Consider the following 15,782-nt stretch of genomic DNA (forward strand, 5'->3'; position numbering starts at 1 on the left):
TGTTTTTATTTTCTCATTGCTTCCTTAAGACCGATTCTAACTAATTCTTTTGCAGCAGCAGAAACTGTCAGGGACTGCTTTTCAGCATATTGTTTAACTAATTGATAAAGCGCAAGGTCATCTGGACCACGCCAGATAATTCCGGTAACCTGGCCATGTTCTTTTTGCATTATATTATTCCTCCTTTTTATTCACCTTTTCCCCATAACATTTTAGCAACTCGTTGCAGAATAACCGTTCGATCATGGAGTTGAAAATGGTTAGTCTTAGGAACAATGACCTGTCGGTACTGAATATCTGGGTGAACTTTAACGAGTGTCTGAAGCATCTCAGATTGAATCCGAGGAACTTCATCATCAGTTCCACCCATAATATTTAAAATCTTAACAGTTGAATTAGGGTTCCAGCTTTTCATTTGCCGTTCTAATTGGTGGAAGTTTCTATCCTTAGACTTCCGATTTAGGTTAGGAACAAATTTTACTTTGACTCCAAAGCTTTCTTCAACTGGAACGCCAAGGAAAACAATGTTACGAAGCTGAATTTGCCGCTGTAATTGCTTTGAACCCATATATGCATGAATAAATTCAGTTCCCCCATAGGAATGAGCAATAACGTTCATTCTATTGATATGGTATTGATCATGAAGAACCTGGAGGACATGAGTGAGTTGGTGTACTTGGGGATGATAAGTAGCGTTATAGTTCCAATTGTACAGTACCTGAATAAGGGCATTCTGTTGATGGGTGTAGTTTCCACTTGTTTTAACTGTTCCTGTCGGTGATACCCACACAGTCATTATCTTTTGTGCGTAGTCATTCTTTTCAAAGTAGTTCGTCATTTGATGGTAAGTAGTTGTGTTACCGCCCCATCCCGGAATCATTACCGTTGGCGTTTTACTGTAATAAGTATTTGAACGGTAATTGCCTGGCTTTAATGATGAATTAGGTAGTGGTAATAGAACTCCAAACTGAATAACTAGTATCAAGATCAGTAAAATATCGATAATAGTGGCAGAACTTTTTAATAACCGTCGCATTCACTAATCATCTCGGTTCAATTTTTAGCCAAATAAGCGAGCCCAGAAACCCTTTTTCTTTGCCTTTTCTTCAATAACATTGTTTTCTTGTCCATTTTCGGTAGAGTCTGTTTTGTTTTCTTCATAAGGATTATGTTCACCAATCCACCTGAAGAACTCAGGAGCTTTAATTTCAACAAACTTTCCCCGCTTACCATTTATTCCATCAACACAAAGTTCAATTGGTAAAGCGTTACGGTATTTTTCAATACTATCAGCTGTGAATCCATTGAAAGTATTAAGCTTGGAAATATCAAATAAGAGACTCTCATCCCCCTGCCGATATTGGAAATCATCTTGTTGAGTTAAGTATAATTTAGCCCACCGATTTCGTGAACTTTCCTTAAAGTCATCGCAAATCGTTTCGGAGAAGTAGTCTGGTAATGGCATATTAGCCATTTCGTAATAGTTCTTAAACAATTGCCGAGTCATCGCGAGAAAATCAAGACGACCAGTCGTTGAATTGAAGTCGCGCCATGGTGTCTCATCATCTTCAAGAAGGTTAGCCATCCGCATTACAAAGTCTTTAAACAAGGTATTATTAAGGGTCTTTCGTACATTATAGATGTACTGATTTGCAGCACCCTTTTGTGATTCATCAATTACTTTATCAATCTGGAGATAGTAGGTGCGGCGGGCAGTTTCCCGAAGCATTGTAAAGCCAGAATCATAGTTCGTTGTTCCGATTAGTGGAGCAATTGGTTGGGGATAGTTAACTAATTCATTCATAATATCAACCACTAAGTGCCGACTATATTGATCTTGTTGGAAGAAGTAGGGTTCAATCTCATCCATTAAAACTGGATATGAACTACCTAACTTCATGTAATGTTCCATAGCTTCAACTGTCTTGGCCTTTTTTTGTGGTGTTTGTGATGGGTAAATTGTTCCAAAATCAATCAATGACCGATCTGTATTCCATGTTAGCTGGTTAATAATTCGGAGAAGAGTTGATTTCCCAGAACCAGCAGTAGCTCCTAACACAAGAAAATTAGGAACATCATTACCATCTTCAGGGTTTAAACTAGATTTTGCCCGAATTTCCCAGAGAAACGGCGCAGTAAAGCTATAAAGAATTGCTTCAAAGAATCGTTTTCCGTAATTGGCATCATAGTCTACAACAAACTGCTGGTATCCTTTCATTACGGCATCAATACTTTTTAATCCGTCCCGAATCTCAGAAATCGTTGCAATTTTCCCAAACGGAATTGGGTGTGTCCCAGTATCGTTTGGAACATAGAGACCACTATTATTATTTGCAATGTTCCGTTCCATTGGTCGATCGTATAAGAATGTCGTATATTTTTTTTCAGCATCCCGTTGTTGCGGTGACATCCCACTAATTAAGGCATCTTGAACCTGCTTGGTAATCTTTTCCCGAGTCTTTAATTTAGGCTTAGCAGCTCGTGGTGAAACGGCCTCTTTTTGTAGAGTATAAATTGTATCGTGCTGTTTTACTTGCTTAGCAATTTTTTCCTTAGTTTGAGAACGGTCCATGGTAACATCACGCATTGACTTAGTAATCATGTCGGGAATCAGTTCATGATCAATATCGTGTTGAACATCATGCTTAATGAGATCAACCATATCCGTCTCAGCAATTTTGTCTGTTGTTTCATTATCAAGAATAACGGGGCCAGTACTCTCTTGTTTATTGTTGGTCTGGTCCTTTTTACTTTCTTCAATTTGCTTTTGAGCAGCCTTTACTAAGTTAGCGGTAAAGAAAGGACGTAATACCGGCTTCAAATCTTTTTTAAAGTGATCAGCAAGGTTTTGGTATAAACGAATATTGTTATCAAAAACTAGTACTTCTTCAAATTGGTTTCGATGAGCATCAAAAGAGGCATCAGTTAAATCAACACTACCAAGAATAACCCGGGTATCATGAGTTGTTGAGTTACTCAATAGATAAAATTTAGAATGAATCACCTGTGTTGGCGTAATTGAGATTTGAAAAAGGCCGTTGAGAACGTTAGATTGGTTGTCACTAGTTAATGTGGAAAAGATCTTTGCGGCTTCCTTATTTGCAGAGCTGAGAAGCGCATTGGTTAGCGCAACCTTAGTGACCATTTCATCAGCACTTAGTCTACTAGTTGATTCGGAACTTAATGCAACATTAACGCTAATAAACTTACTAAGATACTTATTAATAAAGTCAGCTGTAATTTTCCCGGTAACTCCAATTAATTGATCATACTTCCTAGGATCAAATAACTGGTGGATTTTTAATGGTGGTGTATCCTGACCGTCAAAAGCAATGTGAATTTTTCTTATATCAGAAGTTTCTGTCATGACCATAATCCTTTTCTATCGATAAATATATTAGTTTTATTTTCGACTATTTAACCACCTTTTGCAAGTAATTCTAAGATAATGGACAGTCATACTAACTAAAGGTAGCATTTTCTGCTCATTTGACCTGAAAATCATCGATTAATTTTAATAAATTATTCCAAACGTATGTTCAAACGAGTAAAATAGAACGCGAATAGTAAAGAATGGAGTGAACCTATGAAATTCAAAAAGCGACTTTACCACCTTGCTTTTGTTCTGGTTGGTCTACTAGTAGTTACTGGTGTTATTCAAAATCCCCAATTAACAAATGCGTCTTTAAACCGAATAAGCCAACTTGCCCAGCAAAAGAAGACAAACTATCATCACCAGCAAGCACTTCCACCAAGCCAGAAGCACGCCAGTTCAATTTTAACTCCTGGCGTTCGACAACAACTTGGTTCAAATATTGCTTGGAATAATGCTGGTGCGTTCATTATTAATAATAACCAGACAGACCTTAATGCTCGGATTGCTAGTGCACCCTATGCAGTCAATCACTTAGATAAGCAAGGGCGAGCATGGCAAGGAGATGCATGGTTAAACAAAACAACGCGTCAATATAAGAACCGTGCAACTACCGGAAACGGTGCAACTGACTGGCGTCCAGCTGGTTTCCTTCAGGCACATAACCTTAAAGGTGGCTATAGTCATGCATATGATCGCGGACACCTTTTGGGATACGCCCTTGTTGGGGGAATTCGTGGCTTTAATGCTTCTGAAGCTAATCCAGCCAATATTGCAACTCAAACAGCTTGGGCAAATGAAGCACGGAGTAAAAACTCGACCGGACAAAATTATTACGAGAGTCTTGTCAGAAAGGCCCTAGATCAAAACAAACAAGTTCGTTATCGTGTTACAGATATTTATGATGGTAAAAATATTGTTCCTGCTGGTGCTCATATTGAGGCAAAATCTAGTGATGGTTCGTTAGAATTTAATGTTTTTGTTCCTAATGTACAAAATAATATCTCAATTAATTATGCTACAGGTGCTGTTACAGCGATTAATCAATAGTTAGCATAAAAGCAGCTTTGTAATTTCCATTAAGGATTTACAAAGCTGCTTTAGTTTTAGAGTATTTTATTTTTCTTTTCCTGCATGAACACGAATCCGGTAAATAATGGTCATAATAACCAGGAAGATAACCCCAACTGATACTGAAACTCGTGTATCTGGGTTAAAGAACATGAAGAGTAAGATAACCGTTAGCGCAATTAAACTAAAGTAGTTATATGCGGGATAGAGTGGCATCTTGAATGGGTGATCCTTTAATTGTTCTGGGTGTTGTTTACGGAAGTGAAGTTCTGATAAGAGGATAATAAACCACGGAACCATCCCGGGAAGAACACTAGAACTATAAACAATCACGAAGATGTTCTGGGCTGCTGAACTAAAGATTGACATTAATTCGTTAACGATAAAGCCGAGAAAAATCCAGAACGAAATCGTTAAAATTGCAACGTTAGGAACGATGTGCTTGGATAGTCTACTAAAGAATTTTGGCACTTCACCATCAACAGAAAGTTTGAAAAGCATTCGGCTAGCACTATAGATTCCGGAATTAGCACCTGAAAGTGCCGCAGTCAAAACAACAAAGTTAATAATTCCGGCTGCCCCAGTAATTCCGACCTTCGTAAAGGTTTCAACGAATGGTGAACCAACAGCTTTTAGTTCGTCCCATGGATAAATGGAAACAATTACAAAAATAGCACCAATGTAGAAGATTAAGATCCGCCAAATAACGGACTTAACAGACTTTACGATTGCGTGACGGGGAGATTCAGCTTCTCCGGCAGTAATTCCTAGTAATTCGATTCCTTGGTAAGAACCAGCAATCACGGACAGTGAGAACATGAATCCCATAAAGCCACCCGTAAAGAAGCCACCGTGAGACCATAAGTTAGAAATCCCAACCGGTTGCCAATGGTTACCAAGTCCAAGGACAATTACCAGTAAACCAAGGATAATCATTGCAATAATCGTAACGACTTTAATCATCGCAAACCAGAATTCTAGACGACCATAGGCCTTCGCTGAAGCAAGATTTGCCAATGTAAGAATGATAATCATTATTAAACCGGAGATCCAATCAGGAAGTTCAGGCCACCAATAGTTTAAGTATTGACTCATTGCAATGATATCTGAGATTCCCACAATGATGAATTGGAAGACGTTACTCCATTTTGTTAAATACCCGGCAACTGGATGAATATATTTTGATCCATAATCAGCAAACGAACCAGTTCCTGGACTAATATAAATCAGTTCACCTAAAGCACGCATAACCCCGTATAGGACTAACCCAACAAAGGCATATGCTAACAAGACAGAAGGCCCAGTCCACTTAATGGTGGATGTTGCCCCCATGAAAAGACCACTACCGATTGTTCCACCGATGGCAATCATTTCCATTTGTCCAGGCGTCATCGTCCGATTTAATTTTGCTTTATTTTCGCTCATGTCTAACTCCTCATTTCCTTTAACTAAAAAAGCTACCCAAAAAGCCCTCTCAACCAGGTCCAAAACGTTTGATGGTCGGTTGAGTAACTTCTGAGTAGCTGTTAACTTACAGAATTAATTAAATATTAAAGGTACTCAACCACAGTAGTTGTTGTTGTGGTTGAGGTGGAGGTTAGACTTTGTATGATTGAATATTGACTTAACATAATAATTCCTCCAATTCATTTCTTTCAATGTCATTAGAATACTATTAGAAAATTAAAAATGCAAGTCTTTTTTTGCTTTTTCTCGATGTTTCCAAGATAACATTGTCAAAAAGCCTACTAATCCAGTAATTATGATTCCAATAAGCGTTGTCTTATTATCAGTTTGATTACCAGTTTGAGGAAGCACTTTTCTTCTTCCCATGTTTTTAGTAATGCCATTTTTCTTATTGTTTAGTTCTTTTAATGATGTTGAATCTCGATCAAGAAGTTGTTGGATGTTTGTATCATTCATTCCTAAACTTCCATGATTAAAACGAGTAATATTTGATGATTCACTATCCTGAATGCGCTCCTCAATTTGTGAATCTGCTGATTTTGGTAAATCATCGTTTTCATTTTTTGTAGATTTTATCTGTTCTTGATGGTTAATTACCTTATCAGTTGGGGTTAACGAATCGATATCTCCTAAAATATCAGTTTGTGTTGAGTGATCATTAAGATTTAATCTGGTTTGAGTGCTTTGATCTACATCATTTGATTCTGTTTGCGAGTAATCTTCTTTTGTTACAGGCATTATTGTTTGGGTAGTATGATTACCAATTGTAGTATTTTCAGTTTGGGCACCATCTGAAATTGTTCCTGTTTCAATTGTTTGACTAGTGTTATCCTTACTGGTCTGATCTGTTTGTACTTCTCCGTCCTTACTTTCAGGGAAGTCAGTTTGTTGCCCTTGATCTTTCCTTCCTTCAGTCTGGGTTTGAGCATCATTATGAGAAACAAGTTCAGTCTGAGTAGTTTGATCTACACCATTTAAATCAGTTTGTGAGCCCTTTTCTTTATTTGCGGGTCTTACTGTTTGAGTACTGTCTTCCTTAGTCTTTGTTTCTTCAGTTTGACTATCATGGGTACTTGTTTCCGGATCCATTGTCTGATTACCACTATCCTTTCCAGTTCTCTCCGTTTGTACCCCATCATCACTACTTTCTGGAGAATCGGTTTGTTGATTTTGATCTTTATTTTTCTCTGTTTGCGTTTCGTTATCATTATGGGTAATCAAATTTGTTTGGGTGTCAGTAGACGTTTTATCCTTATCAATATTTTTACTTGGTTGCTCTTTGTCTTCCAACTGTTCCTCGTGTCTATCACCAACTTGTTCGTTGATCTTTTGAATTGGTCGAATTAGTAAACGAAATGGTTCTTGATCGGTTTGATACAGTTTAAGGCGTTTTGGTAGGACTTCTGGCTGGCAATATTCGAATCCCTTTGGAGCAGGTGGGAAATCATACCATTGGCCGACCTTTGCAAGCTTGCTATTCCATGTTACTGAATTAAATTTAAAATTATCATCATAGCCATAAAATGTATGGCGGAATTCAACTAATCGTTGTCGCTCAGGAATTTTATATTGGTGGTATGTAACGGTAATTGTTTTTCCTTGATCATCTGCTGTTACGGGTTGTGCCCGTACTTGAACAATATTTGGCTCAAAGTCATCATAGTTAGGAACAAAAAATGATGACCAAAAGTTTGGTGTTAGTGCTTGCCATTGGTTAGCAACTTTCTTGAAGATTACTGTTTGCTTAACAGTTTGCATCCCCTTATATGGATCATCAATCTTGATTGTTCTTGTTACCTGACGAATTTCATCTTGGTTATTAAATTGTTGACCACTCGTAACGCTACTTGGATCGCTTTTAGCAGCATGACTTGTTCCTGTTGTGACAGCTATTGTCATTAGAACGGTTGCTGAAGTAATTCCTACACATTGCTTAATAATTGATTTCTTATTATACATAAAAATTCCTCCCAAATTGGCTTACATAATACCAATACGGAAGGAATTTAATTTTGCACGAAAAAAGTTTGAATTAATTTTTAAAGGGCGTGAATAACTTTTTCGATATCATCCACAATTTGATCTGGAGTTAAGTGATACCATTCGTAAAGTACATCAAGAGGAACATTGTCCGCAAACTCACGTGGAGCACCAAAGTTTAAAACCTTCATAGCTTTTGGACCATAGTAGCGAGCAATCGTTTCACCAAATCCACCACTCACGTTGCCGTCTTCAAGGGTTACAACAACATCATGATTTTCAGAAAGGTGATGTAAATAGTTTTGGTCGATTCCTGTTAATGATTTTGGATTAATTAGTGTGGCATTAATATTTAGCTTCTTTTGGAGTTCTTCACAGACGTCAATCCCTAATTGCCAAAAATCTCCAACAGCCATAATAGCAACTTCACTACCCTCGCGTACAACATCATAGTGAATAAGACTGTAGTCATCTTGACTAGCTTTTCCATGAAGGAGTTTCTTTTCTGGTTCACGAATAATAACGGGTTGCTCAGTTTGTTTAAGTGCCCACTTTAACATTGAAATCAACTCTTCAACATTTGTTGGGGCAAGGTATTCAATATTTGGAAGGTTGGAAATCATTGAGATATCAAACGTTCCTTGATGAGTAGCAGAATCAGAAGCAATCGTCCCACCACGAACAATCATTACTACTGGTGCATCATTAAGCGCCATATCATGAATTAATTGATCGTATGCTCGTTGGAGGAACGTGCTATTTTGAAAGACAACTGGACGAGCACCGGCAGTTGCCATTGCTACGGCCGTAGTTATTGAATCTTGTTCAGCAATTCCTACATCATAGTAATGATCAGGGTATTTGGCTTGGAATTGTTTAAGGCTGAAGACTCCAGGGATTGCGGCGTTTAAGGTAACAACTGGTACCCCACTATCAATTTGTTTTCCTAATTCAGTTAAGATTGCATCGCTATAATTCTCAGCATTTGTTGTTTCCTTAACCTTACCGGTCTTAATGTCGAATGGTGGTTGCCAATGCCAGTCCATTTTGTCGTCAACTGCAGGCTGGTACCCTTTCCCCTTTAAGGTATTTACGTGAAGAACAATTGGATGATCAATATCCTTTACGTCCTTAAATGCATTAATCATTGTTTGAAGGTCATTTCCGTCTGCAATGTACTTGTAATCAAGCCCCATGAACTTGAAAATATTGTTTTCTGCCTTACCATTAGAGTCACGTAATTTTTTAAGTCCCTTGTAAAGGCCCCCCTGATCCTTATCGATTGCCATTTGATTATCATTAACGACAATAATGAGGTTAGAGTGAAGTTTAGCGGCATTGTTTAATCCTTCAAACGCTAAGCCACCACTTAGTGAACCATCACCAATCACAGCAATAATATTATCATTTGATTCGGGATGCATTAAGTCGCGAGCCTGAGCCAAACCAACGGCAAGCGAAACGGAAGTGGAAGTATGACCAATCTCAAAAAAGTCATGTACACTTTCCTCTGGTGAAGTATAACCGGAAATATCCCCATAATGATCCGGATCGAGGAAGCCAAGCTTGCGGCCAGTTAACATTTTATGTGGGTAACATTGGTGCGATACGTCCCACACTACTTTGTCATGAGGAGAATCAAAAACATAATGGTATGCGATTGCAGTTTCCATAATGCCGAGGTTTGGTCCCACGTGTCCCCCAATTGCTGCATCTCTTTCAAGAACTAGTTGCCGCATTTCCGTCGCAAGTTGCTTTAATTGCTCAAGAGGCATTGATTTAATATCAGCTGGGTTATTAACCCGGTTCAAAAGATAATCTGGATGTCGATTCATCTGAGCCACCCTTTCCGATCGATGATCTATTCACACTATTTTTAAAGATAATTTAAAACATTTATTTTATTTTAACACGTTTTAGGATTCCTGCAGAAATTCGTCGCTCCCTAAATTGACGAATGTTGCTTCCTCATTTAAAATTAAACATGATTATATACAGAGGGATGAGAACGTTGAATCAGCTTACTAATGAAGCTACTGAAAAATTATCACCATTTAAGGACTTGACTTCAGAGCAAGAACGCCTGGTTAACTCTATAATTAAGTTTGCTGCCAAACATATAAAAGAAGATTTTCCAGCAATCTATACGATCTACGGCGATGCAGGGACGGGAAAAAGCGTTGTCTTATCGAACCTCTTTGAAAGGATTCAAAAAGCAGCTCGCCAAGATCCTCACTCACCTTTTTTTAAAACTAAAAACTACTTTTTAGTCAATCATCCCGAAATCCTAAAGGTTTACCGTGAAATTGCTGGTTCAATTAAAGAACTCTATAAGAAAGATTTTACACGGCCAACATCATTAATTAACCAATTAGATAAGCGCCAAGAAAAGATTGATATTGCTGTAATTGACGAAGCTCATTTATTATTATCAAAAGCGGATCATTACAATAATTTTTATCATGACAATCAATTAGTAGAAATTATTAAACGAGCTAAAGTGGTTATTCTGGTCTTTGATCAATACCAAGTGCTAAGAATGAAGAGCTTATGGACCCCAAAACGGTTGGAAAAGATTACTCATCAATATCCACACCGAGATTATTATCTTCACCATCAGTTTAGGATGACCGCTAGTGATAACCTAATAGACTGGTTTAACCATTTTACTGATCAATTTAAACTTACTCCCTTTCCGACTGATAGTCGGCAAAATTATGATTTTCGGGTTTATGATGATGCTGAGGAAATGCGGCAAGAAATTGTTAAACGGAATAACGAGGTCGGCCTTTCGCGAATCCTTTCTACTTCCGGCTACCCTTCAACTTTAGATGGCGGTAAGCATTACATTAAAGAAGGCCGTTTTAGTTTGCCTTGGGATCAATACAACTATACCGTTACTCCCTGGGCAGAACTACCACAAACAATTAACGAGGTTGGTTCAATATACACCTGTCAGGGCTTTGATTTAAATTATACGGGGATAATTATTGGACCACCGATTAGCCAAATCCCTGGAACTCAAAAGTTGCAAATTAACCTTGATAAGTACACTGATTCCGAAGCATTTAAAAAACGAGATGACCTAACAGATCCTAAAGAAATTAAGGCGCTTGAAGAACGGATGATCATGAACTCATTAAATGTTCTGTTTAAGCGTGGCGTTTACGGAACATATATCTACGCTCATGACCCACTTTTGCGATCTTCCCTTGTTCAGCTCTTTAAAAAAGCCGGCCTTAACTACTAAGAAAGTGAAGTGCATTATGAAGAAAAAAACTCTCAACAAGAAACTTTTAATCGCTTTAGGAGTCTTCTTGGCAATTATTATTATTATCTTTATCTATCAAAACTATCGGCCTGAAATAGGCCTTTTGGTTCATCCCGTCCCTCATGAAAAGGAAAGACTTCTTCATATGATTCGGGCACACGGAATTGCTAATTCATTACTATTGCTTGTTTTAATTGCCGTTTTGAATGCCATTCCTGGCTTATCAAATTCACTTATTTGTATTCTTTCGGGTCTTTGCTATGGACCAGTCTTTGGCTTTATCATCAATTGGCTGGGCAATGTTCTTGGTAACTGTGTTGTGATGAGCTTGATCAGGCAAATCAAACTTTCCAAAAAAATTAAGCAGCATAAACTGATTAAGTCCCTAATGCAACAAAAACACCCCCTAATTGGGTTAACAATTGGGTTCATGATTCCAGTCGTCCCTAGTATCCTTGTTAATTATGCCGGAGCTCAATTGAATGTTAACCGGCGTCAGTACATGGCGATGGTCTTGGTGGGAATGGCACCGACGTCATTCCTTTATGCCTTTGGTGGGGATGCAATTTTCAAAGGGAATCTTAAACGAATCATTAGCGCTGCCATCTGTATTGTGATCTTGATTGGAATTTACTTAATTATTAAAAAGGTAGATGAAAATCGAAAGAAACAATTAAAAGCTGAATAAAAGTAAAATAACATCTCAAGTTAACTAAGCAGTTAACGGAGATGTTATTTTTTCGGCTATTTATTTTTGAAATCGATTGACAAATTCTGCGAGGTATTGGGTTGTCAGACTATTCGGATGCTGAATCAGCTTTTCTGGGCGGCCTTGGGCAACAATTTGACCACCGTTTCGGCCACCACGCGGTCCTAGATCAATCATGTAATCCGCATTTACCATTAGGTTAACGTCATGGGTAATAATGATAATTGTTGCGCCACGATCGATTAGCCGTTGCATTACTTGAAGGAGGACTTGAACATCTAGAGGATGAAGACCGACAGAGGGTTCATCAAAGACAAACAGGGTTGTCTTTTGCTGACGATTAAGGTGTTTAACAAGCTTTAAGCGTTGCGCTTCTCCTCCAGAAAGGCTTGGTGTGCTTTCATCAAGATGAAGGTACCCCAGGCCAACTTCATCAAGAAGTTTTAATTCGCGTTGAATTTTAGAAACATCTTTGAAAACCGGAATTGCATGGCGAACATCTAAATTTAATAGGTCAACAATTGAATGATTATGCCACTTAACTTGTTGAATTTCCTTATTGTACCGGTCACCATTGCATACAGGACAAACCTGTTGCATATCGGGCAAATATTGAATATCCAACGTTACTATTCCAGTTCCACCACAATTAGGACAAGCTCCCTGCTTATTATTGTAAGAGAAGTAACTTGCGGTCCAGTGCTTCTCCTTAACTTCGGGTTGAGCAGCAAAAAGGCGACGAAGATTATCCATAATACTGGTATAAGTTGCGACTGTCGACCGGGAACTTTTACCAACCGGAACGGCATCAACACTTACCACATTTTTGATTGGAGTTGTTAATTCTGTAACCTGCTTTGGTAATGGCTCTTTATTCTCCTGAGCTTTTAACGCTGGAACAAGGCTATCAAGGATTAAGCTAGTTTTTCCTGCACCAGAGAAGCCGGTAACTGCAGTGATTTGATTTGTCGGAATTGTTGCAGTTACTTTCTTTAAATTAAAGTAATCAGTGACAGTAAAGCTCGTTTTAGATGATGCATTTGTAGTTGTAGTTTTACGGACTTTAATCTTTGCACTACCGTTTAAGAATGGACCAATTAATGATTTTGGCTTTTTCCTTAGCTCTGCTGGAGTTCCTTGTTCAATAACATTTCCTCCTTCGGCTCCAGAACCAGGACCAATTTCAATTACCCAGTCTGCCGCGTCAATAATATCAATATTATGATCGACAACGACCAGTGAATTTCCTTGGTCAACAAGTTCATGAAAAACATGCAGAAGGCCATTAATATTATCGGGATGCAGTCCGATCGATGGTTCATCAAGGACATACAAAACACCGGTAGTTTGCGTTCGGAGCGTTCGCGCTAATTGAATTCGTTGCAACTCTCCAGTGGATAGAGTATTCCCGTTACGCGAAAGAGAAAGATAATCTAATCCTAGTTCCAGTAACGGTCGAAGGTTATCATCAAATTGTTTGAAAATTGCAGTGGCCATCTTATTCATATTTGCAGAGAGTTCACTTAAAACATCCTGTTTCCACTGATTAAGATCGCCAAGTGTTAGGTCCGAAACTTCCGCAATATTTTTGCCCCCGGCTAGTTGACTTAGTAATTCAGGGCGAAGTCGTGTACCATGGCAAACGGGACAAGTAGATGTATGGAAAAATTCATTAATCCGTTGTTGTGCCCGAGCACTCTTACTTGTTTTAGCAGATTCAAGTACCGCAGCATGGGCATTTTCATACAAGGCGTTAAAATCATGAAAAACGCGTCCAGTACCTGAAATAAAGTCCATTTTATATTTTTTGCTAGGACCATTTAGCACAAAATCCTTCTCTTTTGCCGAAAGATCTTTATATGGAACATTAATTCGGACTCCAGCTTGTTCGGCAACTTGTGGCATAAAGTTCCGTCCCGGAAGGTGCCAAGATGCCACTGCCCCTTGGTCGAGCGTCAGATTTTCATCACCGATTAACTTATCTTCATCTAATTCTCGAACACGTCCGGTTCCCTGACACCGTTGACAGGCACCGTCAGAATTAAAAGCAAAGTCTTCAGCACTAAAAGCATAAAACTTTGTTCCACATTCTGGGCAAGTTACTAATCCCATCTCATCACCAGATTTACTCATTGCCTGAGCAATTTTTAGACTTGGTTTTAACCGGTGGCCATTTGGGCAAACCGGAGAACCGAGACGGGAGAAAATCAAACGAATAACATTAAAAATCTCACTCATTGTTCCTACCGTTGCCCGTTCTGAAGGAATTGAAGGACGTTGATGAAGTGCAAGTGCTGAGGGAATATGTTTAACACTGTTAACCTGTGCTTGAGCACCAAGTTTAATGCGCCGTCGCGTGTAGGTTGACAGTGCCTCTAGATAGCGGCGTGAACCTTCTTCGTATAAAATTCCCATTGCAAGTGAACTTTTCCCAGAACCTGATAAGCCGGAAATAGCCACAAATTGGTGCAATGGAATATTAACATTAATATTTTTTAAATTATGGACGCGACCACCCCGCACCTCAATTTCTGCGGGAATTGTCGTTGCTTTACTCTTATCCAAAAAATACCTTCTTTCTTAGCTAAAGGTGCAATGCGATCCATGCTAGACAAAGTCCACCAAAATAAGTTAGGCAGCCGTAAAATAGCAAACTTTTCCATTGGCGTTCATTATACATAGTAATTAGTTCAGTATTTAATGTCGAAAAAGTAGTATACCCACCTAGAAAGCCTGTTTCCCAAAAGAGAATGGTAAATTGACCGCTTGGAAAATTATGAATTAATAATCCTAAGCAAAACGCTCCAGTAAGGTTAATAAATAGTGTTGCCAATGGCCAATCAATTTGTGCTTTCTTCCAAAGGTAAGTAAATAGGTAGCGTAAAAGTGCCCCACAAGAAGCTCCAAGACCAACTAAAATCATTTATTCTTCCTCCATTTCAACTAGTAATTTAGCTAGGAGGTAACCAATTAATGCTGCAAAAAAGCCGCCCAAAAGACTAACAAGGAAATAACCACTACCAATTAAAAAGTTAGTCTTTACTAAGTTGATAACGCTAGTCGTAAAGGAGGAAAAGGTTGTGAATGCACCAATTAATCCTGTTCCTAAACCTAAGTTCAACCACCCTGCTAAAAGATCCCGTTCGATTACATAGTAGGTCAGAAATGACAATAAGAAGCAGCCGATTAGATTAGCAATCAGGATCCCCCATTCATTTAAATTGGTGCTGAATAAATAGCGAAAGATCCCACCAAAGAATGCAAAACCAGCAACAGCAATTAGATTTTTAATTTTCATTTAAGTTCATTCCCCCATTCACACCAATTGATTTTACGCTTTGGATTACCGTTTGCCAATTTAAATCCCAACATCGTATAATAATAGCCGAGAAAAGAGGAATTAATTATGAAAATGCGAAGAATCGACCATATTGTCTTGACCGTTAGTAACCTTGAAGAATCAATGCGCTTCTACCATGAAGTATTTGATATGCCAGTAATCGATCAACAAAGTAATGATAGTGTAATTACTTTACGGTGTGGTCACCAATTAATCCGTCTTCAAAAGGCTGATCGACCAACTAGTCTGGTAGCCCAACGTCCAACTGTTGGATCCGCCGATCTTTGCCTTGTTGCTGGTGATAAGGTTGATGACATTATGCATCACTTTAATAGTTACTATGTTGATGTTGTTGAAGGCCCGGTAGAAAAACATGGGTCTGAGGGAGCAATGACTTCCATCTATGTTCACGATCCGGACAAGAATTTAATTGAAGTTGCGGTTTACGCAAATAAATAGAAGAAGTTGAGAATTACATAATACACAAAAAGCCTTCAATGTTCAGGGAAACCGAATACTGGAGGCTTTTTTGTGCTTTTAGGAGAGCTCAGTGACTAATTTCGTGTTGAAA

General features: G+C 38.5%; 13 protein-coding genes. 4 read left to right on the forward strand and 9 right to left on the reverse strand.

Annotated features, from left to right (window positions below; genetic code table 11):
* Positions 1-5: 5 nt before the first annotated feature.
* Genes NFR46_RS05440 through NFR46_RS05450 form a run of 3 tightly spaced genes read right to left on the reverse strand, consistent with a single transcriptional unit; the run spans position 6 to position 3,373 of the window.
* Positions 6-170, reverse strand: coding sequence for a hypothetical protein (locus NFR46_RS05440; RefSeq protein WP_251575377.1), 165 nt, complete (start codon positions 168-170; stop codon positions 6-8).
* A 17-nt stretch (positions 171-187) separates the two neighbouring features.
* On the reverse strand, positions 188-1,036 hold the full coding sequence (locus NFR46_RS05445) for an alpha/beta hydrolase (protein WP_251575379.1): 849 nt from the start codon (positions 1,034-1,036) through the stop codon (positions 188-190).
* A 24-nt stretch (positions 1,037-1,060) separates the two neighbouring features.
* Entirely contained in the window at positions 1,061-3,373 is a 2,313-nt protein-coding gene (locus NFR46_RS05450) for a phospholipase D family protein (protein WP_420908584.1), read from the reverse strand.
* A 213-nt stretch (positions 3,374-3,586) separates the two neighbouring features.
* Here NFR46_RS05450 and NFR46_RS05455 point away from each other — a divergent pair, with 213 nt between their 5' ends.
* Positions 3,587-4,423, forward strand: a complete 837-nt coding sequence (locus tag NFR46_RS05455; RefSeq protein WP_251575383.1) for a DNA/RNA non-specific endonuclease — start codon at positions 3,587-3,589, stop codon at positions 4,421-4,423.
* Between the two features lie 66 nt (positions 4,424-4,489).
* Here NFR46_RS05455 and NFR46_RS05460 read toward each other — a convergent pair whose 3' ends face one another.
* From NFR46_RS05460 to NFR46_RS05470, 3 genes are all read right to left on the reverse strand, one after another.
* Positions 4,490-5,869, reverse strand: a complete 1,380-nt coding sequence (locus NFR46_RS05460; protein WP_251575385.1) for an amino acid permease — start codon at positions 5,867-5,869, stop codon at positions 4,490-4,492.
* A 258-nt stretch (positions 5,870-6,127) separates the two neighbouring features.
* Positions 6,128-7,870, reverse strand: a complete 1,743-nt coding sequence (locus tag NFR46_RS05465) for an LPXTG cell wall anchor domain-containing protein (protein ID WP_251575387.1) — start codon at positions 7,868-7,870, stop codon at positions 6,128-6,130.
* An 80-nt stretch (positions 7,871-7,950) separates the two neighbouring features.
* Positions 7,951-9,726 (reverse strand): 1-deoxy-D-xylulose-5-phosphate synthase, encoded by a 1,776-nt coding sequence (locus NFR46_RS05470; RefSeq protein WP_251575389.1) that lies wholly within the window; start codon positions 9,724-9,726, stop codon positions 7,951-7,953.
* A gap of 149 nt (positions 9,727-9,875) precedes the next feature.
* Here NFR46_RS05470 and NFR46_RS05475 point away from each other — a divergent pair, with 149 nt between their 5' ends.
* A complete protein-coding gene (locus NFR46_RS05475) occupies positions 9,876-11,141 on the forward strand; it encodes a DUF2075 domain-containing protein (RefSeq protein WP_420908585.1) in 1,266 nt (421 codons plus the stop codon).
* A gap of 16 nt (positions 11,142-11,157) precedes the next feature.
* Positions 11,158-11,850, forward strand: a complete 693-nt coding sequence (locus NFR46_RS05480; RefSeq protein WP_251575391.1) for a TVP38/TMEM64 family protein — start codon at positions 11,158-11,160, stop codon at positions 11,848-11,850.
* A 60-nt stretch (positions 11,851-11,910) separates the two neighbouring features.
* Here NFR46_RS05480 and NFR46_RS05485 read toward each other — a convergent pair whose 3' ends face one another.
* Genes NFR46_RS05485 through NFR46_RS05495 form a run of 3 tightly spaced genes read right to left on the reverse strand, consistent with a single transcriptional unit; the run spans position 11,911 to position 15,169 of the window.
* Entirely contained in the window at positions 11,911-14,436 is a 2,526-nt protein-coding gene (locus NFR46_RS05485; RefSeq protein ID WP_251575393.1) for an excinuclease ABC subunit UvrA, read from the reverse strand.
* A gap of 19 nt (positions 14,437-14,455) precedes the next feature.
* Complete coding sequence (locus NFR46_RS05490) at positions 14,456-14,794, reverse strand: FluC/FEX family fluoride channel (protein WP_251575395.1); 339 nt, start codon at positions 14,792-14,794, stop codon at positions 14,456-14,458.
* The gene (locus tag NFR46_RS05495) at positions 14,795-15,169 is read right to left on the reverse strand and encodes a fluoride efflux transporter FluC (RefSeq protein ID WP_251575415.1); all 375 of its coding nucleotides are present in this window, start codon (positions 15,167-15,169) and stop codon (positions 14,795-14,797) included.
* A gap of 108 nt (positions 15,170-15,277) precedes the next feature.
* On the opposite strand from NFR46_RS05495, the gene NFR46_RS05500 reads away from it, so the two are divergent.
* The gene (locus tag NFR46_RS05500) at positions 15,278-15,670 is read left to right on the forward strand and encodes a VOC family protein (protein ID WP_251575416.1); all 393 of its coding nucleotides are present in this window, start codon (positions 15,278-15,280) and stop codon (positions 15,668-15,670) included.
* The last annotated feature ends 112 nt before the right edge of the window (positions 15,671-15,782 follow it).

It is taken from the genome of Limosilactobacillus agrestimuris, from assembly GCF_943193105.1.
Classification (GTDB): domain Bacteria; phylum Bacillota; class Bacilli; order Lactobacillales; family Lactobacillaceae; genus Limosilactobacillus; species Limosilactobacillus agrestimuris.

Bases quoted from the DNA above. Each gene is read 5' to 3' on its own strand.
- NFR46_RS05440 (WP_251575377.1), bottom strand. From the start codon at position 170: ATGCAAAAAGAACATGGCCAGGTTACCGGAATTATCTGGCGTGGTCCA.
- NFR46_RS05445 (WP_251575379.1), bottom strand. From the start codon at position 1,036: ATGCGACGGTTATTAAAAAGTTCTGCCACTATTATCGATATTTTACTG.
- NFR46_RS05450 (WP_420908584.1), bottom strand. From the start codon at position 3,373: ATGGTCATGACAGAAACTTCTGATATAAGAAAAATTCACATTGCTTTT.
- NFR46_RS05455 (WP_251575383.1), top strand. From the start codon at position 3,587: ATGAAATTCAAAAAGCGACTTTACCACCTTGCTTTTGTTCTGGTTGGT.
- NFR46_RS05460 (WP_251575385.1), bottom strand. From the start codon at position 5,869: ATGAGCGAAAATAAAGCAAAATTAAATCGGACGATGACGCCTGGACAA.
- NFR46_RS05465 (WP_251575387.1), bottom strand. From the start codon at position 7,870: ATGTATAATAAGAAATCAATTATTAAGCAATGTGTAGGAATTACTTCA.
- NFR46_RS05470 (WP_251575389.1), bottom strand. From the start codon at position 9,726: ATGAATCGACATCCAGATTATCTTTTGAACCGGGTTAATAACCCAGCT.
- NFR46_RS05475 (WP_420908585.1), top strand. From the start codon at position 9,876: ATGATTATATACAGAGGGATGAGAACGTTGAATCAGCTTACTAATGAA.
- NFR46_RS05480 (WP_251575391.1), top strand. From the start codon at position 11,158: ATGAAGAAAAAAACTCTCAACAAGAAACTTTTAATCGCTTTAGGAGTC.
- NFR46_RS05490 (WP_251575395.1), bottom strand. From the start codon at position 14,794: ATGATTTTAGTTGGTCTTGGAGCTTCTTGTGGGGCACTTTTACGCTAC.
- NFR46_RS05495 (WP_251575415.1), bottom strand. From the start codon at position 15,169: ATGAAAATTAAAAATCTAATTGCTGTTGCTGGTTTTGCATTCTTTGGT.
- NFR46_RS05500 (WP_251575416.1), top strand. From the start codon at position 15,278: ATGAAAATGCGAAGAATCGACCATATTGTCTTGACCGTTAGTAACCTT.